This window comes from Bifidobacterium callimiconis, assembly GCF_003952005.1.
In the GTDB taxonomy this organism is placed as follows: domain Bacteria; phylum Actinomycetota; class Actinomycetes; order Actinomycetales; family Bifidobacteriaceae; genus Galliscardovia; species Galliscardovia callimiconis.
On record NZ_QXGJ01000010.1, the window covers coordinates 19,424 to 46,170 of the forward strand.

Sequence of the window (26,747 nt, forward strand, 5' to 3'; positions counted from 1 at the left end):
AAAAAACCCAGCGAAAAAGGGAAGCCCCGCAACCAGCACTGGCTGCGGGGCTACACTGCAAAACGAGATGAGACAGAGAGGAAGAGAGGGGAACTCATCTCGTTTTATCGGCGGGAACGGAATCCCACAAACCTTCTCGCCGACGTTTATTTATTAGTTGAGACGCAGCTCCGTGCTCGGGGCGAACAGGTGCATCTTGGTCGGATCGATCTTGATGCGCACGGTGGAGCCCACCTTCGGGAGCTTGCGCGGGTTGACACGCACGGTGGTCATCTTGTTCTGATCGCCCATCACGGAACCGGCCTGCTCGGCGGCGGAGCCGTCGGTCACGATGGTGCCGTAGATGTAGCCGTCGGAACCGAGGTCCTCGACGTTGGCCACGTGCAGCTGGAACGCGTTCTTGTCCTCGGAGGTGGCGAGGTCGGCGTCCTCCGGACGGAAGCCGACGACGATCTGGCCCTTGTCCTCCGGGGTCAGCTTGGCGACCACGTCGGCCGGCAGCTCAACGGTGTCGTCGCCGATCTGGGCGTGGCCGTTGACGACCGGGTGCGTGTTGATGTTCATGGACGGGGATCCGATGAAGCCTGCGACGAACACGTTGGCCGGGCGATCGTACAGCTCGGTCGGGGCGCCGACCTGCTGCAGGATGCCAAGCTTGATGACGGCGATGCGGTCACCCATCGTCAGAGCCTCGGTCTGATCGTGGGTCACGTACAGGGTGGTAACGCCGAGCTGACGCTGCAGGGCGGCGATCTGCGTACGGGTCTGCACACGGAGCTTGGCGTCGAGGTTCGACAGCGGCTCATCCATGAGGAAGACCTTCGGCTTACGGACGATTGCACGACCCATGGCCACACGCTGACGCTGACCACCGGACAGCGCCTTCGGCTTACGGTCGAGGAACTCGGTGAGGTCGAGGATCTTGGCGGCCTCTTCCACACGCTTGCGGATCTCGTCCTTCGGGGTGCCGGCGATCTTCAGGGCGAAGCCCATGTTGTCGGCGACGGTCATGTGCGGGTACAGAGCGTAGTTCTGGAAGACCATGGCGATGTCACGGTCCTTCGGCTGCATGTTGGTGACGTCCTTATCACCGATGAGGATGCGGCCCTTATTGACCTCCTCGAGGCCGGCCAGCATTCGCAGAGTCGTGGACTTACCGCAACCGGAGGGGCCAACGAGCACAAGGAACTCACCGTCCTTGATGTTGAGGTTCAGATTGTCCACCGAGGGCTTGTCGTTGCCCGGGTAGATACGGGTGACATGGTCAAATACCACTTCTGCCATGGTAATCAGTTTCCTTTCAGAGGCAGGTACGTGCCTCACGATCCGTTGTAAAAGGGGTTGTTCATTGGGTATTCAGTTATCACCGTTTTTGGATTCACGTGTCCTGCATGTCCCCTGCATCCCTGCATTGGGTTTGCTGGTCGGTTGCACCTCAAACTGCGTTGTTGGCGGTTGCGGAAATCACTCTCCGATGAGCCAAGATTCAATATACACCACGAAACGCTAGGCAACGTACCATCTGTGCAATATTCAATAGTTGTTAGCGCACACATGATGACTGCGTGATGACACAAGCGTTTGCAGTCACGATTCGCCCGCGCGTGTCGTCAATGCATCACCGACAAATGGCATACCGAAAACGTATGGAAGGACATGCCTGATTCGCAATTGTAATGACGAGCGAACGCGCCTAGGGTGGATCACAATCGGTCGGTCCGGATCGTCGCATCGAATCGGATCGTCGATCAATTGCCGATCATTCGTCAATCATCGAGGAAAGGACCGATCATGGCAATCGAGAATCCCAGCGTCTTCCCGCTCGGCGAGCCGAACACCGGATACGCGCAGTACTTCGTCGGCCAGAGCTATCTGGCGCCGCTGGTCGGCGGCAAGGAAGTGAACGTCGCCAATGTGACGTTCGAGCCCGGATGCCGCAACAACTGGCACATCCATCACGGTGTCTGCCAGATTCTGATCGCCGTGGGCGGCCGCGGCTACTACCAGAAATGGGGCAAGGAACCGCAGGAGCTCAACCCCGGCGACGTGGTGTACGTGGCACCCGGCACCAAGCACTGGCACGGCGCGGCACCCGACTCGGCGTTCTCGCACATCGCGATCATGAACACGGCCGAGGGTGCGTCCAACGAATGGCTCGAACCCGTGGACGCCGACGCCTACAACGCCCTCGCCTAGCAACCCCTCGCCCTCCCCCGTTTTCTAGTGTGATCACACTAAGGAATGGGGGCAGCCGGCGCGCGTACCGGAACAGTCCCGCACACAAAGGAGCATCATCATGGCAATCACCCCCGCGGCGGAGGAATATCACCGCCACTTCTTCCCCAACACCGAACTGCTGCGCGACGACGACCCGGATCTCGCGCAGATCATCGAGAACTTCGCCTTCGACGAGGTGCCGAACGAGCCGGGCGTGAACGATCTGGACGATCGCACCCGATACATGGCCATCCTCGCCACGCTGCTCGGCGCACAGTGCCTCACCGAGTTCCGCGGCATCGTGCCGGCCGCGCTCACCGCCGGCGTCACGCCCGTCGAGGCCAAGGAGATCACGTATCAGGCGGTGGCGTATCTGGGCATCGCCCGCGTCTACCCGTTCCTCGCCGCACTCAACGACATCCTGCGCGAACGCGGCGTGAAACTGCCGCTGGAGTCGCAGTCCACCACCACCGTGGAGGATCGTCGCGAGAAGGGCACGCAGGCGCAGGTCGACATCTTCGGCGACGGCATGAAGGACTTCTACAAGTCCGGACCTGCGGAGAAGCGTCACATCAACCGCTGGCTGGCGGCCAACTGTTTCGGCGACTACTACACGCGCACCGGGCTGGACCTGAAGCAGCGCGAGATGATCACGTTCTGCTTCATCGCGGCGCAGGGTGGATGCGAGCCGCAGCTGACCGCGCACGCGGCGGCGAACATCCGCCTGGGCAACGACCGCGCGTTCCTGATTTCCGTGGTGTCGCAGTGCCTGCCGTACATCGGATACCCGCGTTCGCTCAACGCGCTGCGATGCGTTGACGACGCCGCGCAGAGCGCCGCGTGACCGACACCACGGTCGGATCGGCCGAATACGACGATCGCCGCGGACTCCCGAAATGATCGGGGGTCCGCGGCGATTGTCGTGTTTTTAGGGGGAAGCTAGGGAAGCCAGGATGCTACTTGGATCAGGCTTCCTTCTCCCAGTCGGCCTCCTCCTCGGCGGCCATGTCCTTGAGCTGGGCCGGGGTGTACTTGTCGCGCTTGAACTCGCTGAGGAAGTACAGGCCCACGATGGCGAGCTCGATGGCCGGCAGGATGAAGGAGAACTGCATGGTGGTGGCGTCGGACAGGGCGCCCTGGAAGGTCGGGAGCACGGCGCCGCCGACCAGAGCCATCACGATGATGGCGCCGGCGGTTTCGGTGTGGCGACGATCCTCGACGGTCTTCAGGGTGCGGGAGTAGATGGTCGGCCAGCCCGGTCCGAGGAACAGGCTCACGGCCACGGCGAACCACACGGCGGTCATGCCGGGCAGGAACGCGGTGCCGAGCAGCACGATCGCGCCGACGATCATGAAGACGGCGAGCACGCGGGTCTCACGGAACTTGGACAGCAGGTAGCTGGCGAGCAGACGGCCGACGAAGAACACGATGTAGCTGATGATCATGAAGTTCGCGGCGTCGCGGTCGGTCATGGAGGAGCCGCCCTGGTTCAGCGCCAGACGGATGGTGAAGGACCAGATGCCGGTCTGGGCGCCGATGTAGATGAACTGGGTGCCGATGCCCTTCCAGAAGCGGCCGTTGTGGAACAGGTAGTTCATGGTCTCGCCGAGGGTGGCCTTGGCGACGGCGCCTTCCTTGGTGGCCGGACGGCACTTCGGGAACTTGGTGAGGGCGAACAGGATGATCAGCACGGCGAGCACGATGAGCAGGTACTTGTACGGCTCCAGCGTGCGGCTGAGCTCTGCTCGGCGCCGTAGGCCTTGGCGGCCTCGGGGGTCATCTTGGCCATCTCGGCGTGCAGGTTGGAGTCCTGGAACACGAGGTACTTGCCGAGCAGGATGCCGGTGATCAGACCGAGGGCGTTCATGGTCTGGGCGACGTTGAGTCGCACGGTTCCAAGGCGCTTCGGACCCATCAGGGTGGCGTAGGTGTCGGCGGAGGTCTCGAGGAAGCTCAGACCGATGGCCTCGACGAAGATGGCGAACAGGAACACCTCGTAGGTAACCAGTCGGGACGCCGGGAAGAAGATGAAGCAGCCGACGGCGAAGAACGACAGGCCGGCGATGATGCCCAGCTTGTAGCTGGTCTTCTTGATGAACAGCGAGGCCGGGATGGCGATCAGGAAGTAGCCGCCGTAGAACGCGCTCTGCACGAACGCGGTGGCGAGGTCGCTCAGCGAGAACACGGCCTTGAACTGCGTGATCAGGATGTCGTTGAGGCTGGATGCGATGGCCCAAATGGCGAACAGTACGGAGGTCATCGCGAACTGGAGTACGGGGGTGCGGTCGAGGTATCCGTTGGAGAACTCGATCCACGGGGTCTTCTTGCCGCCGTTTTCGGCGACCTGACCGGCCTCGGTGCCGATCTTGGTTTCGGTTGCTTCTGCCATGATTCCTTCTTCTGGAAACCGTGTGCAACCGTTTGCGTTTGTGGGGGCAAAAAGCCGCCCGCCGGCCGGCGAAATATGCCGCCGGCACGGCTTCGTTGGTCTTGGCCCCTACAAACACAGGTGGTTACACGAATAAATGATCGGGTGGGTCCGCGCCGCTTCTGCACGACATGACACGACCTCCTTGGCGTGCCGTACCGCGAATGATCATGTTGCATCCGCAGTACCGCCGTGCCGGCTGCCGCAATCGGGCCCGTTGGATTCGCCGTAACCCGCCGAAGCTAAGGCCAACGAAGGAAAAGGGGATTCAGTTATGGATGTTCGATTATGCGTATTGAGTTATGAATGTCGATCGGTGATCGGTTCCGCTCGACGATGAAGTGTTATGTGTGCCGGTACGCGTCGGTCTTACAGGACCTGGCAGTACTCGATGGTCTCGTGGTTCGGGCCGAGCACGTTGAAGTAGCGGATGCCGTTCTCGTGGAAGGTATCGATGTGCTGGACGGATCCCTCGACCAGATTGAGGCCCAGTTCCACGGCCTGCTCGAACGCCTTGTCGATGTCGGTGACGTCGAGAGCGAAGTGGTTGATCGCACCGGTGACGCCGGCCGGCTCGGCCATGGTCCACACCTCGAGAGTGAGGTTGTTCAGGTGCAGGAAGGTGCAGCGGTCGTCACCGTTCGGGTAGATGCCTTCGCACTCGAAGCCCAACTTCTCGTAGTAGGCGATGGTGCCCTCGAGATCGTTGGTGGGAATGCCGACATGTCCGACGCCGGTCACGTAGTCGCGGATGCTCATTGCATAGCTCCTTTGCCATTAAGCATGTTGGTGTTTGCAGGATTCACTATACGTTAAGGGAGTTAATCAATCAACTCGGGAAACCCTTTGAGAGCGTGCACATTACCGACCGGTAACCATACCCGTCTTCGTCAATCGTTGCACGACTTGGGTTAGATCGATCTAACAAAAATTTTCAAAATTTGTCGAATCCCATACCGCACAACGCCTCTATCGGCGTGTCGCGACGGATTTTCGGAGAGATGGATGATGGTCGCAGTTTGTGAGAGACACGAAGGATGAAGCCCTCCCTCAGACCGGCTACGCCGGCCAGCTCCCTCCCTCGGAGGGAGCACGGAGGAATCAGCTCATCCCCGTCGTGCTCCCCCCTGGGGGGCTGTCGGGCGCACGCCCGACGAGGGAGGGCCCCTATCCGACTCGGCCTCAATTCCCGCCCCGATCTCAGCTTCCAGCCCACCCCGGCCATTCGGCATCCTCGACCAAGAAAAGCCCCACACCAGCACAGATCGGCCGGGAATCACCAAATCAGCACGACAGAGACCAAACCCGTTCGCCCCGCCGGCACCGCCCGACAACTACTCGATCGCGGTGTCCTTGATCTGGCGGGCGATCCGAGCCTCCTCACGGGCGTCCTCATGCGCCTCGCGAGCCTCGCGGATCGAGCCGCGCCAGCTCGCGCTGATCCTGCGCCACTCCTCGCGCATCTCCTTGAAGTTGTCGGCGAACCCGTCCGCCACGTCGTCGGCCAGTTCGGCGGCGGCGCCCGGCTTCACCACGGCACGCAGCATGTCGATCAGCTTGCGCGTGGACTCTGGCACCTCCTCGCCCGCGTCGGCGACGTCGTGCTCCAGGCCTTCGATGCGCCGACGCAGACGATCGGCCTCCTCCGGGTCGATGCCGAGTCGCGCACCCATCGACTGTCGAATCGTCTCGTAATCCAGATTCGCGAAGAACGTCAGCTGCTGCAGTTTCATGAACGTCTTCAGCTCCGGATAGCGCGACACGATGTACTCCTCGCGATCATCGGCCGCCTTGGACCAGTCACGCGACAGCTGCGGCGTCCAACTGCTCATGATCGAACCGCCGCGCAGACGATAGTGGTACAGCACTTCGGGGATACGCACGATCAGCGTCGCCTCGCCGATCACATTGCAGATGCGCGCCAGATCCTCGATCTTGCGCCCCACGGGGAATGCGAAGTCGTGGTCCTTGTAAATATTCGCCGTGGCCATGAACGACCAGAAATATCCGTCGATCTCCGCCTTCACCTGCGCTTTGATCGCCTCCTGCGGCGTTAGCACCATGATCTCGTCGAAATCGTTGTGCTTGTAGTCGGACAGCAACGGCTTGCCGTTCTCGGAGATCGTGTCGAACTTGAACATGACCAGATCGGCCTCGTACTCGCGCATGGTCTCCAACGCGCGTTCCACCAGATTCGGCTCCACCGCATCGTCGGAGTCCACGAAATAGATGCAGTCGCCCGTCGCCTGCGCGAGTCCGGCGTTGCGCGCGTCGGACAGGCCGCCGTTGGACTTGTGGATCACATGAATACGACCGTCACGAGCCGCCCATTCGTCGCACATCCGCGGGCACGCGTCCGGCGAACCGTCGTCGACGAGAATGATCTCCAGATTGCGGTACGTCTGATTCACGATGCCGTTCACGCACTCATTGAGATAGCGTTCCACCTTATATATGGGCACGATCACCGACACGAGCGGCCGCTCCCCCAGTCTCGCGGACACGAGCGGCGCCGGCTCCTGCAGATTCAGGCCCTTGACGGCCTTCGACACCTTCTCGGCCTTCATACTGCCAAGATCGGGCACCATCAGCTTCGGCATCGACAGCTGCAGCTTCCGCGGCGTTCCCGCCATCAGCCGCCCGACCCTGCGCGCCCCCTCGCTGTCTGCGTCCTCGTTGCCGCCATTTATCGCAGTCGCTTTACCATCCCGGCTCATAACATCCTCCACACGTTCTGGTTCGTTATCAGTGTAAGTGGCCGGTACGGGATTGGGTAGGAACACGGCCGGTTCCGACACGGACGACGTCCGTCCGGCGACCGGCTGCGCGCCCAGCCGACGCCACGTGCGCAACCGCTTCCGCGGGTGAACTGTAACCGTTTCGTGACCATCGAACCGGTCGTAGAGCATGGGTGTCACAATGGGGCGCATGAGTGATTTGACTGCGCTGAATCTGGCACCGGGGAACCTTGTGGGGGGCTACACCCTCATCTCGCGTCTTGGGGGCGGTGCCATGGGTTCGGTGTGGCGGGTCAAGGACGATGGCGGCAACATCTACGCCATGAAGATCCTGCGTGATTCGTTGAACGACGACGGCGACGACAGCACCGAGGGCTTTCAGCAGGGCGGCGAGGACACGGCAGGCATGGCGCGCGAACGACTGCGCCGCGAGGCCGCCGCATTGCGCCGCGTGAACCACCCCGGCGTGTGCCAGATCGTGGATATGGAGTTGGATGATTCGCTGGCGTTCATCGTCACCGAGCTCATCGAGGGCAAGAATCTGCGTGAGGACGTGCTGGCGAACGGCAAGTATGTGGCCGGCGATCTGGAACGACTCACGCGCAAGCTGATCGACGCGGTGTCCGCCGTGCACAGGGCGGGCATCATTCACCGCGACATCAAGCCGACGAACGTGATGGTGTCGCGCACCGGCCCGGTGCTCGTGGACTTCGGCATCGCGATGGGCGAGGGCGAAAGTCATGTGACGCGCACCGGTCTGGTGATGGGCACGCCGGGCTTCATCGCCCCGGAGATCATCGACGGCGCGGAATCCGACGAGACGACCGACTGGTGGAGCACGGCCGCGGTGCTTGCGTTCGCCGCCACCGGGCAGCCAGTGTTCGGGTCCAAGCCGATGATGGCGGTGCTGGAGCGCGCCGCGGCCGGCAATGCGAATCTCGCAGGACTGCCGCCGCGCACGACGGCCGCGTTCCGTAGTGCGCTGAGTCCGCGTCGCGAGGACCGATGCACGCCGATGGAACTGCTGCAGACCATCGAGCAGGAGGCGATGGTCCCGGAACTGTGGACGGGCGTGGAATCGGGAACGGAAGCCGGTTCCGTGGCGGCTATGGCGTCGCCTGCGGCGAGCGCGGCCGACGGTTTGGTGCAGTCGCCGCTATCGGGCAAGCCGATGCTCAGCGGTGCGATGCCGACGGCCCTGCCGCCGTCGATTGCGCCGCAGTCCGAAGAGTCCGGCAAGACCGGAGAGGCCGGAGAGGAGTCGGACGGAAATCGCGATGTGAACGAGGGTGGCGAAGCCGGGGTGGTGCGCCCTTTTGGAAGAAGCTCTTCGGATAATCCGCGTTCGTTGTGGAAGGAGCTCGACGAACGCCGTGCCGCGCTGACGCAGGTGATCGGCGTGAATTCGCCGTCCGCGATTGCCGCGCCGGCGGAGGGTGCCGACGATGCCAATGGTTCCGACGGCCTCAACGGCACCGACGACTTCGACAACGGCTTTGACGACGGCTTCGGTACCGATGACGAATGGAACGTCGATAAGCCGTCCATCGTGCTTGCCGGGCAGACCCGCGTGGTGCCGGTCGATCGTGCGCCATCCGACAGTCCGGCGTTTCAGCCGGCCGATCCGCCGCTGCCTACTGGCCCGACGGCCACCGAACCGGCAACGCCTGACCCGGCACAGCCTAGTTCGGCACAGTCTAGTTCGGCACAACCCGTGGACGCCGACGATCCGTTCCACGCGGCGCCGAAACCCTCAGCGGCGGCCGCAGCGTCCCTCGCACAGGTTCCGCGCGTGACTGCGTCGGCGGCCGGAGTGGCACGAAACGCCGCGATTCCGCCGACCGCCGCCACCACGACCATGCCGGCGAGCTACCCGGCGCCCGTGCATTCGTATGACCAGCTTGACTGGCTGAAGGACGACGACAATACGTCGACGAACGTCATGCCGACGAATGCGAATCCCCTGCGTGATCTGCGCACGCTCGGCGACGAGCCGACGGAATCGGACGGCGAGCGCGGTGAGCTGGATCACCTGTTTGATTCCCTGCCGATCACGCCGGGAGGAGCCAACGCCGGCGATATGGTTTCCGGCACCGGCGCACAGCCAGTCACGGCAGTATCGTCGCAGCCGTCCGCATCACAGACTGCCGTGCCGCGACCATCGGTGCCGCAGCCGCGGGAACCACGGCAGCCAGCCGACCGGCCGGACGAGACGCGCGCATTCGCCGCGCCGGCCATTCGTCCCGTCGACGCGCAGTCCGCACCGAATGTCGGTCGGACCGTACAGTCGACGTCGAATCCGTCAGCACCGAATCCGCGGCCCGCGCCGCGCACGGCGTCGTCGGATCTCGGCCAGACGCGCATCATCGGCCCCGATCCCGCGCTCGGCACCACCACGCTGGTGCAGGCGCCGACCATCGGCGAACCGCTGCAGGAACCGCCGATCAGCGCGCCTCCCATCGCCGCGTCCACAACCGCCGTTCCCACCGCGTCGCAGACCGCCGTCATGCCGGACGTCGGTGACCTCGACGGCACGTCGGCGGACATGGACGCCACGCTGGTCTACGGACAGCCGCGTCAGGCACGTTCGACGCAGGGCCCGCAGGGTCAGGGATATCAGACGCCGTCGGAGCCGCAAGAACCGAATCCGAATCAGCGGCCTCAGGCGTACCCGCAGCCGGGGTACGGCCCGGACCCGTACGCACAGCAGTACGGTCAGGCATCGTATGAACAGCAGCCGCAGTACGGTCAGCCGCAATACGACCAGTATGGCCAGCCCATCGCGCCGCCGTATCCGCCGCAGCAACCGCAGCCGTATCAGCCGCGCGAGGGCCATGCCGACGCCATGCGTGACTGGTATATTCCGCGCGGCCGCATGATCATGTGTCTGCTGGCCGTGCCGTTGTGTCTGTTCGCGGCGAGCGTGCCGGCGGCCGGACTGATGTCGGCGGCGTTCCTGCTGTGGGCGTTCACGGTGATGGGATTGTCGCGCAATTCGCAGCTGGAGCGTGAGGACAAACGCGGCGGTCTGCGCAAGGGCACCGACAGTGCGCTGATCGTCGGCGCCATGCCGTGGCATCTCATCAAGGGTCTGGCGCTGACCGTGGTGCCGACTCTGCTCATGCTGGCCCTGTTCATCGCGCTGACCGCGTTCCTCACCACGGCGCTGATGCTGCCGTCGGCCACCGGAATGATCACGGCGTTCGGTACGCCGTTGCGTTTCCCGTTGCTGGCCGGTAGCGCGCTGTCGTCGTCCGGATTCACGCTGATGGCGTGCATGGCGGCCGCATGGTTCACGGCGGCGCTCGGCCCATATTCACGGTTCGCGCGACTTGGCGCAGGCACGTTGCGCGGCGATCTGGGCGCACCTTCGCCGTCGATCGACGCCAGTCTGGCGGAATCGTCAGTCGGGTTCAACGGGCCGAACGGATCAAACGGACCGGGACCGCTGCCGCCCGAGGAACAGGAACGGCTCGAACAGTCGGCGCATCGGCGCGGCTGGACACTCACGCTGATCTGGCTCGTGCTGATCCTCGCGGGCGTGGCCATGCTGCTCGCCGGCGGCAGCATCGACTGGGCGCCGATCCTGCTGGACTGAACGTCGGTCGGTGCGCTCGCCGAACACCGCCAGGTGCAGCCGCACCCGCACCCAACCGTATGCCCGCTCCATACGGCAGCCGTGGATCGTGGGCATCATCACCGTTTATTTACCCTCCACTGTTATATTGAGGCTGCTATACCGAGCCGGCAGCATCGTGCCGGAACCATTGAAAACCAAGGGAGCACGAGGCGATCCATGGCCAACAAGACGAAACCCACCAACCGTAAGGCGCGTCAGGCCGCCGAAGCGGCAGCCGCCAAGGCACGCGCGGAACAGGCGGAACGCGACCGCCGCAACCAGACCATCATCGGCATGGTGGTGGTGGCCATCGTGGTGGTCCTGGCCGCCGTGATCGGATTCAACGTGTGGAAGTCGAACCATCCCACGGCCAACGCCGACGACGTCAACGCCGCATGGGCCAAGGTGGAGAAGGCCTCTCCCAAGCCGGCGAACGCCACCGACAAGGGCGGTTTCATCCTGTCGAAGGACGGCGTGAACAAGCCCGTGGACGGCGTGCCCACCGTGGCCGTATATATGGACTACATGTGCCCGGGCTGCGGCAGTTTCGAGCGCGCGCTGGGCGACACCTACGCGGAGCTGGTCGACGCCGGTCAGATCAATCTGGAGATCCATCCCAACGGATTCATGGACCGCTACTCCACCGACGAATACTCCACGCGCACGGCGAACGCCACGATCGAACTCGTGGAGAACGATGACAACGTCGATCACATCCTCAAGTTCATCAGCCTGATGTACGCGGAGGACTTCCAGCCGAGCGAGAGCAACTACCAGTCGGTGAGCGACAACGACATCAAGAAGCAGATGATCGCGGCCGGCGTGAGCGAGAACGTGGCGGCCAAGGCCACCGACAAGGACTACGAGTACAAGACCTGGGTCCAGGCCATGGCCGAGTACACGCCGCTGCGCAGCGAACTGTGGAACACCGAAGGCTCGCTCAAGGGGCAGATGACCACGCCGACGCTCACGTTCAACGGCAAGTACTGGAACCGTCAGGGCTTGGATTCCAGCGTGGATACGCGCACCGCGTTCCTCAAGGCGCTTGGTCTCGACTCCTCGCAGGTGGGACAGTCCGGCGTGGTTCCGGAGATCGGCGACAGCAAGGGTCCGCTCTACCCGTGAGCGTCTGCGAGCGCCAGTGGGCGCCCGTGGAAGCCCGTGACGTACCGGTAAATCCAGTTCATTCGTTATACTGAATCTTCGTCCGCCGCGCGCCGCGTGACGGACACGCCTCCTTAGCTCAGTTGGCCAGAGCAGCCGCCTTGTAAGCGGCAGGTCGTCAGTTCGAACCTGACAGGAGGCTCCAAGCCGATGCCCCCGTTATGAATAATTCATCGGCAATCTTCAACGCTCTCCGATGGTCGGAGACGATCATGCATGGTCAGAATTGCACGAGACAATACCGCAATCATCATGTGCGATCCAAGTGCGAATCACATGTGAACCCGAACATTCACCCCATGCCCAACGGACGTCGAAAACCCTTCTCTTCCCTACTGTCCGCAAGGAGAACACGCCGTAGGTGTTTCCCCATAAAGAGTGATATGGTTTACACGTTGAAGGTTTACAACGCCTGTAACCGAACGGGGATTTAAGACTTACCGCGAGTAAGAACTCAGGAGCTTCCCCCATCAAAAACAGCTTCTGAGACATGGGACGGAGCATCCCCCAACCCGCTCCGTCCGCGAGAGGGGCCGGAATCATCCCCCTTCTAAGCCGGCCCCTCTCCTTTTCTTCGTTGATCCCCCTATTCCCCATCCTGTTATTTCCGTCATCTTGGTCGGTCACCTCATCCGTCAGCCTGCGGCTGCCACCTTCCTCTCAAGGGGAAGGCAGGTTTTTCTGATAATCCTTCCCCTCGAGGGGAAGGTGGCACGCGAAGCGTGACGGATGAGGTGTTCAACCAACCACCGAACCGTCGATCTGGGCATATCGGAACCGGATCTGGGTATATCGGGACCGGATCTGGGTATATCGGGACTGATATCTGGGTCTATCCGGTCGATATCTCTGGGTCAAACCGGTCCATATAAGCGGATCTGGGTATATCCGTATCATGAACCGTGCCGATTGGGGGTCCTTATGATGCGGATATACCCAGAGTCGGTTCGGATCCGGTCCGAGGTCGGTTCAAATCCAGCCCAGATCCGGTCCCATGGCCGGCGATCAGCGCCGAAATTGTGCGGATTCGGCGTCCGCGGTCCACGAAACACGGGCTGTCAAGGTTGGCACCATACAATGAGGGTTGGTTTCTATAGTTCTTCAGGAGGATTTGATGGCACGTAGGTGGACTCCGCAACGTTTTCAGGCGCGTCGCCGTATTCGTGTGGCGGCTTGCGCCGCAGCGGTGACCGTGGCGTGCATGGCGAGCTTCCTGGTCGGCACGCACAAAACCGTTGCGCTTGAGGTGAACGGCAAGACCGAGACCGTGCAGACGTACGCGATGAGCGTGGACCGTCTGCTGCAGGAGCAGGGCGTGGCCGTGAAGACCCACGACATCGTCACGTCGTCGAGCGGCAACGCGCTGGCCAACCATGCGGTGGTGAAGGTGCAGAGCGCGTATCAGGCGACGATCACCATCGAAGGCAAGGACGTGCCGTTCTGGACGATCGCCACGAGCGCCGACCAGCTGCTCGGCTTCTTCCAGGACAACGAGAACGCGGCCAGCCAGGTCACGGTGAACATTCAGAACGTGTACAACCAGTTGACGGGCGGATTCGTGATCAACGCCAACGGTCCGGTGACCGTGGTGGCCGACGGCAAGTCCAGCGAGGCGCCAAACGGCAAGCTGCCCGCCGCGTCGATCCTTGATTCCAAGGGCATCGTGCTCGGCAAGGAGGATCGCGTGAGCGTGGAAAAGGACGGCGATCAGACCGTGCTTCGCGTCAAGCGCGTCACCCATGGCGAGACCACCAAGACCGTGGAGATCCCGTTCGTCACGCAGACGATCGTGGACGATACGCTGCAGCCCGGCGAGACCGTGGTCCGCCAGCAGGGCCAGAACGGCGAGAAGACGCAGACCTACAACACCACGTTCGTGGACGGCCAGGCCGAATCCGCGGTACTGCTCAAGGAGACGACCACCAAGGAGGCCGTGAACCAGGTGGTGGCCGTGGGTCCAGAGAAGACCGAGGAGACGCCGAGCGACAACTCGAGCAGCGACTCGAACTCCAACGATTCCAACAAGTCCGATAACAAGTCGGATTCCAACAAGACCGACTCCAAGTCCGACAGCTCCGACAAGAACTCGTCCGATTCCAGCTCGTCCAAGCCGAGCAGCAAGCCCAGCTCGTCGGCGTCCTCGTCGGCGTCATCTTCATCGAAGCCGAGCGAATCGGCATCGTCTAAGCCGTCGAGCTCCCCGAGCCAGTCGGAAACCAGCAAGCCGGCGGAGACGCCCACGCAGAAGCCGACCCAGAACACGAACAACAACTCGTCGAACAATTCGAGCAACAGCAACTCGAACAGCTCGAACTCCGGATCGAACAACTCCTCCAACTCCGGCAGCTCCAACAACAATTCGTCGAGCAATAATTCGAACTCCGGCTCGTCGAGCAACTCCGGCTCGTCGAATTCCGGCAGCTCCTCCAACTCGGGCAGCAGCTCGAGCGGTCTGTGGCACGCCTCCCCGTCCGCGGCGCAGACCTACGCCCGCGGCGCCGTGGCGCAGTACGGCTGGGGCGGCACCAACTTCGACTCGCTGGTGAAGCTGTGGAACAAGGAGTCCGGCTGGAGCTGGAGCGCGGAGAACAAGTCCTCTGGCGCGTACGGCATCCCGCAGTCGCTGCCCGGCAGCAAGATGGCCACGTTCGGCGCCAACTGGAAGGACGACGCCGCCATCCAGATCAACTGGGGTCTGAGCTACATCTCCGGTCGCTACGGCAACCCCGACACCGCCTGGGCGCACTCGCAGAAGACCGGCTGGTACTAAAGAGCACAGAGCCGATCAACCGACCCTGACCACACCGACATCACGTAGTACGAGAGCGATATGACGAACACCACGGCCGGCAATCCCGGCAATGCGCACACCACCGAATCCGCCGCACATCAGGCCGACATCGACGACAGCGGACTGCTCGGCGCGGCCGACATCCGTCGCATCGCCGCCGAAGCCGGCATCACCCCCACCAAGAAGTTCGGACAGAACTTCGTGATCGACCCCGGCACCGTGCGCCGCATCGCCCGCACCGCCGAGATCGGCGAAGGCGATCAGGTGATGGAGGTGGGCCCCGGCCTCGGCTCGCTCACCCTCGCACTGCTGGAGACCGGCGCGCACGTGACCGCCGTGGAGATCGACCCGCCGCTGGCCGAACGCATCCCCAACACCGTGGCCGAACGTATGCCGGACGCCGCCGCACGGTTCAACGTGATCAACAAGGACGCGCTCAAGGTCACGCCCGACGACACCCCGCAGCTCGCGGCCGCCGAATCGTTCACGCTCGTGGCCAACCTGCCGTACAACGTGGCCACGCCGATCATCATCACCCTGCTCGAACGCTATCCGAACCTGGACAGCTTCGTGGTGATGGTGCAGAAGGAGGTGGCCGACCGCCTCACCGCGCAGCCCGGCAGTAAGATCTACGGCACCCCCACCGCCAAGCTCCACTGGTTCGGCACGTCCGAACGCGCCGGCATCATCGGCCGCAACGTGTTCTGGCCCGCACCGAACGTGGATTCCGCACTCGTCAAGTTCACGCGCACACACACCGACCGCACCGACGCCGACGTGGCCGCCCGCGAGCGCACGTTCGCATTGGTCGACGCCGCGTTCGCCCAGCGCCGTAAGACGCTCAACGCCGCATTGAAGAAGATCATGCCCAAGGAGGCGTTCGCATTGGCCGGCATCGATCCGACGCTGCGCGGCGAGACGCTGACGATCGATCGGTTCGCCGCGCTCGCCGAGGCCGCGGCCCGCATCGAGGCGGATACGGACGGCAAGGAGGCCTGATGACCGCACCCAGCATCATGAACAGCGTTGATTCCACCGAATCGGCGGGCACGCCAACGCCGGCCGTGGTTCCCGCGCGCTCGCCCGAATCCGGTTCCACGGAATCCACGGAACCGTTGAACTCCGTACGCGTGGAATGCCCGGCCAAGACCAACCTCACCCTGCGCGTGGGCGAATCCCGCGCCGAATGGGGCGGCCGTCACCGGCTCGACACCATCTACTGCGGCGTGGGCATCTACGACACGGTCACCGTCACGCGCAAGGCGCCCGGCACCGGATTCAGTCTCGAACTCGCCGGCAGCCATCTGGGCGATCTGGCGCTCGATCATGCCGACATGCGCCGCAATCACGCCGTCATGGCGTTGTTCGCGCTCGCCGAGGCGGCCGGTCAGTCCACCGACGTGGGAATCACGCTGGAGAAGCGCATTCCCGTGGGCGCGGGGCTTGGCGGGGGCTCCAGCGACGCTGCGGGCACACTGCTCGCGCTGAACCGCCTGTGGGGTCTGAACTGGCCGGTCGAGCGTCTGCGCCCGATCGCCGCGAAACTCGGCGCGGACATGCCGTTCTGTCTTGCCGGCGGACTTGCGCACGGCACGGGCTACGGCGAGGTCATCGAAACCGTGGATGCCGGCCATCCCGACATTCTGCCCGGCATGCTCGGATGCATGGTCGTGGGCGCATACAACACGCAGCTGAGCACGCCTGACGTCTACCGCATGTTCGACGCGATCGGCGCGGGCACGAGCACGGACGCCGGCGTGAACAACGCGGGCGGCACAGGATTCACGTTCACGGCCAACGATCTGCAAAACGCCGCCGTCACCCTGCATCCACGTTCCGGCGAAGCCATCCGTGCCGCATTGGAGGCCGGCGCCACCGCCGCGTTCGTCTCCGGCTCCGGCCCGTCCGTGGTGGCCTGCGTACCTGATGAGACCGTATCCGCCGCCGTCTGCCGTGCCTGGATCAACGGCCGTCACGTCGACCGCCTCTTCGAGACCACCGCCCCGGTAACGCCCATCATCTCCTAGTTTCGGATTCACCGCGCGTCTGTTCCCATACGCCCCGGGTGTTCCCCTCCCCCGAAGGGAGAACGTAAGCATCAGCGCCAACCCCAAAGGACCGTCAGGCAGTCGGGTTAATGTGTAATGCAATCACAGACAGACAAGGAGCTAGGACCGTCATGACGACTCCGGAAGCCTTCGACGAACGCAAGGCACGTCAGCAATTCGTACGCGACCGCCAGAAGATCGTGTTCACCGTCGCCATCGGCGCTCTGGCGATCGCTCTGGTCGTCTCGTTCCTCTTCTACTTCGGCGTGCTTGGCAAGACCGCCACGACCACCAACGCCGCGCAGCCCAACTACGGCGTGACCGCCCCGTGCCCCACCGCGGCCGAGGGCAGTACCGCCAAGGCCCTGAATCCGAGCACCATCAACGTGCGCGTGCTCAACGGCACCGACAAGGCCGGCCTGGCCGACGCGGTGAGCGAGTCGCTGACCAACCGCGGCTTCGTGTCCAAGGGCGTGTCCAACTACCCCGGCACCGCCACGATCAAGCGCACGGAGATCCGCTTCGGCAAGAACACGATCAACGAGGCGTACACACTCGCCGGTCATTTCAATGACGCGATCCTGCGTATGGACGACCGCGAGGACAAGCTCATCGACGTGGTGATCGGCTCCACGTTCTCCGACCTCGTGGACGAGGACAAGATCGCGACCAAGACCGATGCCGATCTGACCGCGATCGAGGGCTGCAAGGCCGCCGACCAGATGGGCAACCTGCCCAAGGCCGTGGATCACGAGGCCGTGAACTAGGCCTACAGTGCGGGTTCCGGAGCGTTTTGGGAGATGAACCCTCCGACCCCTCCCTCTGTCACGACGATGTCGTGACATCCCCCTCCCAAGGAGGGAGAACGCAGGAAGCGCCGGCGATCAGGCCGCGGCGCCCTCCTCCGCATACCAGCGCTTGAGCTCGGCGACGGCCACGTCATGTTCCACGGGGCCGTTGTCGAGTCGGTAGTCAAGCATGTGCTTGCGCGCGCGGCCCACTTCGCGGCCGGGCGTGAGTCCGAGGATCTTCATGATCTCGTCGCCGTCCAGATCGGGACGGATCGCGTCGATGTCCTCCTTCTTCTTCAGCTCGATTACGCGCGCCTCCATGTCGTCCATGGCCTCGGCGAACATGCGCGCCTTGCGCTTGTTCTGCGTGGTGGCGTCGGCGCGGGTGAGCCGGTTGAGCCGGTGGTACAGGTGTCCGGCGTCGCGCACGTAGCGGCGCACGGCGGCGTCGGTCCACGGCTCGTCGATGTAGCCGTGGAAGCGCAGGTGCAGCGCCACCAGATCGGCCACGTCCTCCACGATGTGATGGTCGAAGCGCAGCGCCTTGAGCCGCTTGCGCGTCATCTTGGCGCCCACCAGATCGTGATGGTGGAAGCTCACCTTGCCGCCTGCCTCGAATCGGCGGGTGCGCGGCTTGCCCACGTCGTGCATGAGCGCGGCCAGGCGCAGCGTCAGATCGGGCGCGGGCACGGGGCCGTCCGGACCGGTTTCGAGCGCGATCGCGCGGTCCACCACCATGAGCGTGTGCTGGAACACGTCCTTGTGGCGATGATGCTCGTCGAGTTCGAGCTGCAGCGCGGGGATCTCCGGCAGCACGATGTCGGCCAGGCCGGATTCCACGAGCGCTTCGATGCCGGCGTGCGGATCGTCGCTCATGAGCAGCTTGGTTAGTTCGTCGCGCACGCGTTCGGCCGACACGATCTCGATGCGGTCCACCATGTCGGTGATCGCCTCGGCGGTCTCCGGCTCGATGCGGAAGCCGAGCTGCGCCACGAATCGCACGGCGCGCATCATGCGCAGCGGATCGTCGTCAAACGACTGCCGCGGATCGACGGGCGTGCGCAGGATCTTCTTGTTGATGTCGTTGGCACCGCCGAACGGGTCGACGAACTCGCATTCGGGCACGCGCAACGCCATCGCGTTGACGGTGAAATCACGGCGGGACAGATCGCCTTCAAGACTGTCGCCGTAGTTGACCTCCGGCTTGCGCGAGTCGGGATCGTACTTGTCGGAACGGTAGGTGGTCACCTCCACGCCGATCTCGCTGCCGTCGGCGCGCTTCTTCATCGCGCCGAGCGTGCCGAACTTGCGGCCCATATCCCAGAATCCGTTGCCCCACTTGCGCAGGATGGGCTCGAATTCCTCAGGGCGCGCGGAGGTGCAGAAATCGAGATCGTGCGAGGGCCTGTGCAGCAGCAGATCGCGTACGGGCCCGCCCACAAGCGCCAGCTCGTAGCCCTGTTCCTTGAACAGCTCACCCAGTTCAATGGCCTCAGGCCATACCTCGAATCCCACTCCGTGCTCCTTTCGCTGTGCGCAATCAAGCTTACCGTTACCCCACCTGCACATTGTTTTGCGTATTGTAGAAGGTATGACTACTCCCGGGGATGTTGCGCGCATGATGGCCCGTGCCGCCAGTTCTTCGGGCAATCATACCCAAAACGATGGGGTTTCCGACCTGCTCGACGATGACTTCGAAGCGTGCGAACCGCGTCCCCTGTACAGCTCTCAGACACCGAAATATGGACAAAGTATCACATTGCGACTGCCTGAGGGACAAGTTGAATACGTCGAGGCGCAGATCGACGTGCGTGAAGTGTCCGACAGTCCGATTCCGATGCGTCCGACGCCCGCGATCATGGCGAAAAAGCAGACCCAGCCCACCACGTTCGCGTCGCTCGACGCCCGTGAGCTGCCCGTGGTGCGCGAGTATTCCGCCGGCGGACTGATCTTCGACGACAAGGACCGCGTGGCGATCATCGCCCGTCATTCCCGTTCCGGCCATTTGGAATGGTGCCTGCCGAAGGGACACATCGAAAAGGGCGAGACGCCCGAGCAGACCGCCGTGCGCGAAGTGCACGAGGAGACCGGCATCCTCGGCGAGGTGATCACCTCCATCGCCACGATCGACTACTGGTTCACCGGCACCGCCCAGCGCGTGCACAAGCTCGTCCATCACTACGCATTGCGACGCGTCAGCGGCGAACTCACCGTGGAGGGCGACCCCGATCACGAAGCGGAAGACGCCATCTGGGTACGTTTTGATGACTTAAGTGACGTCCTGAGCTATCCTAACGAACGTAGGATTGCGTGGCTGTACGCGCGAAAGCATAAGAGCAACGCTAAGAAGTAACGCTGAAAGTCATTAGAAGTAAGGGCCGTTTTGCTTGTGAATACCGGAGGCCATACCGGCCGCAGCGGAGGCACTATGCCCGGCGGGGCGGTACGACGCCTACGCGTGTTCGTTGATGTTTGCCTTGCCATGATGATCGCGCTGGCGATGGTGTTCGCCGGGGTCGTGCCCACGTACGCCGCCGACGATGCGACGGGCAAGGTCTCGGTCAGTCTTGAATCGGGCACCAGCGCCACGATCGACGGCACCAACGACTACACCGCCGTCGTGACGATCACGAACGGCACCAACAGCATGCTCGCGTCCGGCGAAGTGAAGGTGCTGACCAATCCGAAGTATTCGTTCAACTCCAGTTCGCTGATGCAGTCGTGGGCCGACGGCTCCACGCCCGATCCCCGTCTGCGCCGACTGAACACCACGCTCGCCACCGCCACCGTGGACTCCATCGAGGCCGGCGGCAGCCGCACCGTCACGCTCACCGCACACGCCAAGACGTCGTCGAATTCGTCGGACTCCTCGTCGTCGGACTCGAACAGCGCCGACAGCGTGCTCGACCAGTTCACCTCCTGGGGCGCCAAGCCGCTCAACATCACGTACGCGTCGCAGAACTCCGACGGCGAGAACGTCACGACCAACATCCACTCGTTCGTCACGCGTACGCAGGACGGGCTCAACGTCGACGCCACACCACAGCTGGGACTGACCATGGCCCTGCCGCTGACCGGCTCCAATTGGCAGGTCAGCACTAACGACGTACGCAACCTGCTCACCCACGATCAGAGCGCCAGCGCCGCATCCAGCACGTCCAACGCGTCCGGCAACGGCAACGATTCCGACGCAACCGACTCCGGCAACGCAGCGGCGAAATCCACCACCGTCACCTCGCTCACCGACAAGCAGCGGCGCAACCAGTCGTCGCTCGCCGCCACACTGCGCCGCCACACCGCCGTGCAGGCCGTGGCCGACTCGTCGTATCTCACCACGTTCTCAGGCACCCCGCAGATCGCCGCACTCATGCAGCCGCGCGGATTCGACATCGCCTTCCAGTCGCAGACCGCCGACACCCTGCCCTGGAAGGACGCCGGCCTGACCGACGACCTGTGGAGCGCATCCACCGCCACAGACATGTACCACAGCGTCACCGGCGACGAAAAGACCACGCCCGCCACCGTGGCCTGGCAGTCCACCGCCTCATGGACGCTCAGCGCGCTCGCTGCCGCCAAATCACAGGGATACTCCGCCGTAGTGGCCGAAACCGACTACGACACCGACTCCCCCACCGCCGTGCACACGTCGAAGATGGTCGTGCCCACCGACGCCGGCGACATAACCGTGCTCACCACGCAGCGCGACCTCAGCGCGCTCGCCCAGGACTCCGCCACCTCATCCGACGCCAAGGCGCAGGCCGAAGGCACCACGGCAGGCCGCATGGCCCGATTCGTGGCGCAGAGCGCGTTCTACCAGATGGAACGCCCGTACGAGGACCGCACGCTGCTCGTCTCGTTCGGCACCAACGCCAGCGCCACCACGGTCGAATCGCTCATGACGCAGCTGGAATCCTGCTCCTGGCTCAAGCTCGCCGGACTCGACGATCTGATGCAGGCCGAACCGTCGGTCAGCGGCAACGACGCGGCCAAGCGTGCGGCGGAAGTGCCGTCGATGACCGAAGCCACCAACACCGACGCCGACTCAAGCACGACCGACTCCGACAACGCCAACACGACCGCCGCCACCGCCGAACGACTGAGCGGTCAGGTCTCCACGCTGCGCGACGCCTACGTCGAAATCACGCGCTTCGCCGACAATGTGCTTGCCAAGGAAGACACCGGCAACACCGACTCCGGCGCCAACGGCGATTCCACCGCCAAGCTCAGCGAATCCGCCGCCCGCTGGGTCACCTCACTGCGCTCCGCCTACACCGATCTGGCACTCAAGGCGTTCAGCAGCTCCAAGACGAACGACCAACGACTCGTCAAGGCCGCCGGACGCATCGCCGACGGCCTGTTCTCCGGCGTCACCGTCGCCAAGCCCGACTCGATCAACATCGTCAGCCAGAGCGCGAGCATGCCCGTCACCATCGCCAACAGCCACCCGTACGCCGTACGCGTCCGACTCATGGCGGGCACCGACTCCGAACAGATCGTCTCCTCCTCCGGCGAGGAGCTCACCATTCCCGCCAACTCCGAAGTGCAGTCCACGCTCACCATCCGCGTGCTGAGCTCCGGCACGGCCACCGTGACCATCCAACTGCAGGACTCCAACGGTCAGCCCATCAGCGACACCGCCGAGGCGAAGATCACCAGCGTGCTGCAGATCAATGACTGGAGCGGCTACGCGATCCTCGCGCTCGCCGTGCTGCTGGGCCTGCTTGGCCTGTGGCGACAGTTCCATCGTGTAAAGGACCCCGACGAATGAGTTCCCAGAGCTCCGAAACAACGAATTCCGTAGGACGCAACTCATTGATCATGGCCGCCGGCACGGCGGCCTCGCGCGTTACCGGACAGATTCGCTCAATCCTGCTGGCCGCCGCGATCGGCACCACCGGCATCGCCGCGAACGCCTACCAGACCGGCTCCATGATCCCGCAGGTCATCTTCACGCTGATCTCGGGCGGCATCTTCAACGCCGTGCTCGTGCCGCAGATCGTGCGCACGCTCAAGCATGAGGACGCGAACGAGCGCCTCAACAAGCTCATCACCGTGTCGATCACGCTGCTCATCGCCGTCACCGCCGTGATGATGCTGGGCACACCGCTCGTCACCCGACTGTACGTGAACCCGAACTGGGCACCCGACCAGCGAGCGCTCGTCAACGCGTTCACGCTGTGGTGCATGCCGCAGATCTTCTTCTACGGACTGTATCTGGTGCTCGGCCAGATTCTGGCCGCCAAGGGCCGGTTCGGCATGTACGCGTGGAGCTCGGTGGGTGCGAACGTGATCAGCTGCGCCGGCTTCACCGCGTTCATCATGCTGTTCGGCAAGGCCGACCGCATGCCGATGGACTTCTGGACGGAGGACAAGATCCTGCTCACCGCGGGCACGTGGACGCTGGGCGTGGCGTTCCAGGCAGTGATCCTGTTCCTGCCGCTCATGCGTCTGGGTCTGCACTACCGTCCCAAGTGGGGTCTGCATGGCATCGGTCTGCGTTCGATGGGCAAGGTGGCCGCGTGGAGTCTTGCGATGACCATGCTCAATCTGGTCGTGGGCATGGTCACGTCGCAGATCAATACGGGTGCGCCGCACGCCGGCCATGATCTGTACAACATCGCCGGCAACGGCTCGTACCAGTACGCGTATTCGCTGTACATCCTGCCGTATTCGCTGATTGCGGTGTCGATCACCACGGCCGTGTTCCCCAAACTGTCGCGCGCGATCAGCGATCACGACGTGGCCACCGCGCGCGAGGATCTGAGCTCGTCGCTACGCACGGTGGGCCTGTCGATGGTGTTCTTCTCCGCGGCGCTCATCGCTATGCCCGTGCCGATCACGCGAGCGCTGCTGCCGTCCGTGAACGTGCATGACGCTTTGCTGATCGCCGGGCCGTTGGTGACGCTGTCGATCGGTCTGGTGCCGATCAGCGCGTTCCTGCTGATCCAGCGCACGTTCTACGCGTATGAGGACGGCAAGAGTCCGTTCCTGTTCGCCCTGCTGGAGAATGCGGTGCAGATGGCACTGCTGCTGCCGGCGATCATGATCGCGCCGCCGCAGCAGTGGGCCACGCTGGTGGGTCTTGCGCTGAGTCTCGCGTACATTCTTACGATTCCGTTCATCTTCCTGCGTCTGCGCAAGCGCATGGGCGGCAATCTCGACGGCCGTCGCATCATCGTCATGCATGCCAAGGCGATCGTGGCGGGCGTGGCGGCGGGCGTGGCCTGCTGGCTGGCGTGCAAGCCGGTCATGCGACTGCTGCACGTCGACGTCGGTCCGTTCGACGGTCATATGGGATGGATCGATTCGCTGATCATCTGCATCGTGGGCACGATCGTGACGGCCGTGGTGTATGCGCTGCTGCTGATGGCGTTGCGCGTGGACGAGTTCACGTCGCTGGTCAACGCGGTCAAGGCGCGGTTCCTGCATCGCGGCGGCGCGAATGGCGCCTCAGACGCGGCGAACACGGCCGCCGAATCGGACTCCGCCACCGAGGATGCGAGTTTTGTGGCCTCGTCGCCCGACAATCAGCCCGCGTCCGGCGATGCCAACGACGACAATGCGGATCACGGCATTGCCGACCGTGACAAGACCACAAAACTCGCCACAGCGCCCGTAACGCCGCCCGTGGCACCCCCGTCCGCCCCTTCGACGTCGTCGAAACCTTCACCGCAGACGGCCGCGGACCGCATCCCATCGGGCAGTCCCACTTATAGAATGACTAAGGCCCATCAACAGCTTGATTTATTCGCAGGGAAGAGCAACACCACTATGAAGCCAGGACTTGGAGACACCCTCATCGACCGCTATACGCTGGTGCAGATCCTGCGTGAGGAGCCCGGCATCTCGGTCTGGCGGGCGAACGACAGTGTGATGGCCAAGGACTGCCAGCTCTTCCTGATCACCGACTCCACGTTCGCGGGCATGGCCAACGATGTGGCGAGCGCGCTCACCCTGAGCCACAACAAGCACTTCACACCCATCCAGCAGATCCGTTCCGACGAGGGCGCGTGCATCATCGTCACCGATCTTGATCACGGCATTTCGCTCGAACGTTATCTTGCACACAACGCCGACGATTCGACGCACGCGCTGAGCGCGGAGGCCATCCGCACGATCGTGGGCGAGACCGTGGAGGCCGCCAAGTCGCTGCGTCAGTCCGGTCTGAACCATCGTGCCATCTCCGCTGCCACGATCCGTATGACGTCGCAGAGCGTGACGCTGGCCGATGCGCCGATCTCCGCCGCGCTCGTGCCGCCGCTGCTGCGTCATGCCGGCGAGAACCCCGACTCCGAGTCCGTGGTGATCCGTCAGATCGCCGCCGTGCTCTATCAGGCGCTGACCGGTCACGTGTTCGATCCGGCCGACGCGAACGCGCTCGATGAGCTGCCTGCCGGCACGCCCGACGAGTATACGATTCTGTGCGCGCGCGGTCTCGGCATTCACGACCGCGATCATGACGCGCCGATCCCGATCAGCACGCTCGACGAGTTCGAAGCGCTGCTCGGCACGTGGAAGCCGATGACCGAGCTGACCCGTGACGATATCGTCATTCCGTCGCATCCCTCGAGCCCGTCGGTGAAGCTGGCGGAGTTCCGTCCGGCCAATGAGACGAGCATCGTGCCGATTCCGCAGTCGTTCCTTGCGGTGAGCGAGCCGCAGATCGCGCAGCAGCCGAGCGAGCTGACGTGGCGTCCGAATCAGCTGTTTTCCAAGAGCGAGGTGGACAACGTCGATCCGAGCGACTTCGAGGACGATGGCGTACCGCTGGGCGTGATGCCCCAGGGCGGCAAGGACTTCAGCGGACGTCCGACGATGGGCCTCGACGTGGCGTCGATTCGCGCCGCACGTGGCGCGCACGACTTCGGCGACGAGGACACGTGGGAGGGAGATCCCGAGAACGTGCCGCTGCCGGGTGGTGTGACCGGGCAGGTGGCGCCGCCGAGCTTCACGCCGGCCGAGAGCGCCGCGCAACGTTCCGAGAACGGCGCCGCTGCCGGTGCCGAGGAGGATCCGGAGACCACGATGGTGATCGAACCGCTGCCCGCGAGCTTCGAGCCGCAGGTGCCGGTGAATCCGCCGTCGTACATGGAGACCCCCGAGCCGGCCGAGACCAACGCCACTCCGGAGACCAAGCGCAAGCTGGGACGCAAGCGCATCGCGATCGTGGTGGGCACCGTGGTGGCGCTGCTGGCGATCTTCCTGGGTTCCGCCGCCGCTCTGGGCCTGTTCTCCCCCAAGAGTGAGGGTCAGAAGTCCAGCGCATGGCCGTCGTTCAACTCGTCCGATGTGGCGTTCCCGGGTGCCACGCAGTCGGCATCGCCGTCGGCGTCCGGTTCGGCGAGCGCGTCCCCGTCGGAATCCGCTTCGTCGTCCGCGGCCTCTTCCACTCCGTCGGAGAAGAAGTCGGCCGAGGCCACGCCCACCGTGATCACCGCGGACAAGAACGCGAAGAAGGTCCCCGATCCGAAGCAGACCGAGGCGCCGCAGAACACCACGGAATACGCCACGTCGTCGCAGACGTTCGTGAACCGTACGAGCCAGTACAACGGCCGCGGATGGCACATTCGTCTCACGCAGCCGCAGGACGTGTCCCGTCTGGTCGTGTCGATCAGGCAGTCGGGCGGCAAGGCGCAGGTGTATGCGGGTGCCACGAGCAGCGATCCGACCGGCGGCGAGCTCGTGGGCGAGTTCTCGTTCGACGCAAGCGGCACCACCGAGGTGAAGCTCAACAAGACCGTGAACACGCAGGACATCGTCATCTGGGTGCCGGTCGACACCACCCCCGAAGGCGGCCTCTACTTCAACGGCGTCAAGGTCTACTAAGCCCCGCTCGCGGCAGCCCCTCGATAAGAGGAGCCGTCGGACCCGAAACACGAGGCGACGTTGATGCATTTCGCCAGTCGACTGAGGTGAACCGCTCTACGCAGCACATCCGCCGAACCTGTCCG

The 26,747-nt window shown here is 63.7% G+C and carries 16 protein-coding genes, 1 tRNA gene and 1 pseudogene; 12 read left to right on the plus strand and 6 right to left on the minus strand.

Annotated elements, in window-relative coordinates; translation table 11 throughout:
- Positions 1–153: 153 nt before the first annotated feature.
- Entirely contained in the window at positions 154–1,284 is a 1,131-nt protein-coding gene (locus D2E23_RS09280) for an ABC transporter ATP-binding protein (protein ID WP_093960809.1), read from the minus strand.
- Between the two features lie 507 nt (positions 1,285–1,791).
- Between D2E23_RS09280 and D2E23_RS09285 the strand changes: the two genes are divergently transcribed.
- Together D2E23_RS09285 and D2E23_RS09290 are read left to right on the plus strand one after the other, a co-directional pair.
- Entirely contained in the window at positions 1,792–2,196 is a 405-nt protein-coding gene (locus tag D2E23_RS09285) for a cupin domain-containing protein (protein WP_126030636.1), read from the plus strand.
- 100 nt (positions 2,197–2,296) lie between these two features.
- Positions 2,297–3,061, plus strand: a complete 765-nt coding sequence (locus D2E23_RS09290; RefSeq protein ID WP_126030637.1) for a carboxymuconolactone decarboxylase family protein — start codon at positions 2,297–2,299, stop codon at positions 3,059–3,061.
- Positions 3,062–3,182: 121 nt separating this feature from the next.
- Here D2E23_RS09290 and D2E23_RS11850 read toward each other — a convergent pair whose 3' ends face one another.
- The 4 genes from D2E23_RS11850 to D2E23_RS09305 form a co-directional block, all read right to left on the minus strand.
- Positions 3,183–3,908 (minus strand): MFS transporter, encoded by a 726-nt coding sequence (locus D2E23_RS11850; protein ID WP_241227271.1) that lies wholly within the window; start codon positions 3,906–3,908, stop codon positions 3,183–3,185.
- Positions 3,902–4,606, minus strand: a complete 705-nt coding sequence (locus D2E23_RS11855) for an MFS transporter (protein ID WP_241227272.1) — start codon at positions 4,604–4,606, stop codon at positions 3,902–3,904. Before D2E23_RS11855 ends, D2E23_RS11850 begins: the two co-directional genes overlap by 7 nt.
- A gap of 408 nt (positions 4,607–5,014) precedes the next feature.
- Positions 5,015–5,404 carry a VOC family protein gene (locus tag D2E23_RS09300; RefSeq protein WP_093960805.1) on the minus strand — a complete coding sequence of 130 codons (390 nt, stop codon included), beginning with the start codon at positions 5,402–5,404 and terminating at the stop codon, positions 5,015–5,017.
- A gap of 575 nt (positions 5,405–5,979) precedes the next feature.
- Positions 5,980–7,137 (minus strand): glycosyltransferase family 2 protein, encoded by a 1,158-nt coding sequence (locus D2E23_RS09305; RefSeq protein WP_164520772.1) that lies wholly within the window; start codon positions 7,135–7,137, stop codon positions 5,980–5,982.
- 436 nt (positions 7,138–7,573) lie between these two features.
- Here D2E23_RS09305 and D2E23_RS12045 point away from each other — a divergent pair.
- From D2E23_RS12045 to D2E23_RS09340, 7 genes and pseudogenes are all read left to right on the plus strand, one after another.
- Positions 7,574–8,449 (plus strand): annotated as a pseudogene (locus D2E23_RS12045) (serine/threonine-protein kinase); the annotation flags it as partial.
- A 2,730-nt stretch (positions 8,450–11,179) separates the two neighbouring features.
- A complete protein-coding gene (locus tag D2E23_RS09315; protein WP_126030639.1) occupies positions 11,180–12,127 on the plus strand; it encodes a DsbA family protein in 948 nt (315 codons plus the stop codon).
- A 107-nt stretch (positions 12,128–12,234) separates the two neighbouring features.
- Positions 12,235–12,311: transfer RNA gene (locus tag D2E23_RS09320), tRNA-Thr, on the plus strand.
- Positions 12,312–13,280: 969 nt separating this feature from the next.
- The gene (locus D2E23_RS09325) at positions 13,281–14,936 is read left to right on the plus strand and encodes an aggregation-promoting factor C-terminal-like domain-containing protein (protein ID WP_126030640.1); all 1,656 of its coding nucleotides are present in this window, start codon (positions 13,281–13,283) and stop codon (positions 14,934–14,936) included.
- Between the two features lie 60 nt (positions 14,937–14,996).
- Positions 14,997–15,956, plus strand: coding sequence for a 16S rRNA (adenine(1518)-N(6)/adenine(1519)-N(6))-dimethyltransferase RsmA (rsmA, locus tag D2E23_RS09330; RefSeq protein WP_126030641.1), 960 nt, complete (start codon positions 14,997–14,999; stop codon positions 15,954–15,956).
- A gap of 17 nt (positions 15,957–15,973) precedes the next feature.
- On the plus strand, positions 15,974–16,984 hold the full coding sequence (locus D2E23_RS09335; protein ID WP_126030683.1) for a 4-(cytidine 5'-diphospho)-2-C-methyl-D-erythritol kinase: 1,011 nt from the start codon (positions 15,974–15,976) through the stop codon (positions 16,982–16,984).
- A 152-nt stretch (positions 16,985–17,136) separates the two neighbouring features.
- The gene (locus tag D2E23_RS09340) at positions 17,137–17,772 is read left to right on the plus strand and encodes a LytR C-terminal domain-containing protein (RefSeq protein WP_126030642.1); all 636 of its coding nucleotides are present in this window, start codon (positions 17,137–17,139) and stop codon (positions 17,770–17,772) included.
- A 117-nt stretch (positions 17,773–17,889) separates the two neighbouring features.
- Here D2E23_RS09340 and D2E23_RS09345 read toward each other — a convergent pair whose 3' ends face one another.
- A complete protein-coding gene (locus tag D2E23_RS09345; RefSeq protein ID WP_126030643.1) occupies positions 17,890–19,311 on the minus strand; it encodes a CCA tRNA nucleotidyltransferase in 1,422 nt (473 codons plus the stop codon).
- Between the two features lie 76 nt (positions 19,312–19,387).
- Between D2E23_RS09345 and D2E23_RS09350 the strand changes: the two genes are divergently transcribed.
- The 3 genes from D2E23_RS09350 to D2E23_RS09360 all read left to right on the plus strand — a co-directional run bounded on the left by D2E23_RS09350 (position 19,388) and on the right by D2E23_RS09360 (position 26,622).
- Entirely contained in the window at positions 19,388–20,149 is a 762-nt protein-coding gene (locus D2E23_RS09350; RefSeq protein WP_276313584.1) for an NUDIX hydrolase, read from the plus strand.
- A 105-nt stretch (positions 20,150–20,254) separates the two neighbouring features.
- A complete protein-coding gene (locus tag D2E23_RS09355) occupies positions 20,255–22,564 on the plus strand; it encodes a DUF6049 family protein (protein ID WP_126030644.1) in 2,310 nt (769 codons plus the stop codon).
- Complete coding sequence (locus D2E23_RS09360) at positions 22,561–26,622, plus strand: murein biosynthesis integral membrane protein MurJ (RefSeq protein WP_126030645.1); 4,062 nt, start codon at positions 22,561–22,563, stop codon at positions 26,620–26,622. The genes D2E23_RS09355 and D2E23_RS09360 overlap by 4 nt, the downstream gene beginning before the upstream one ends.
- Positions 26,623–26,747 lie beyond the last annotated feature (125 nt).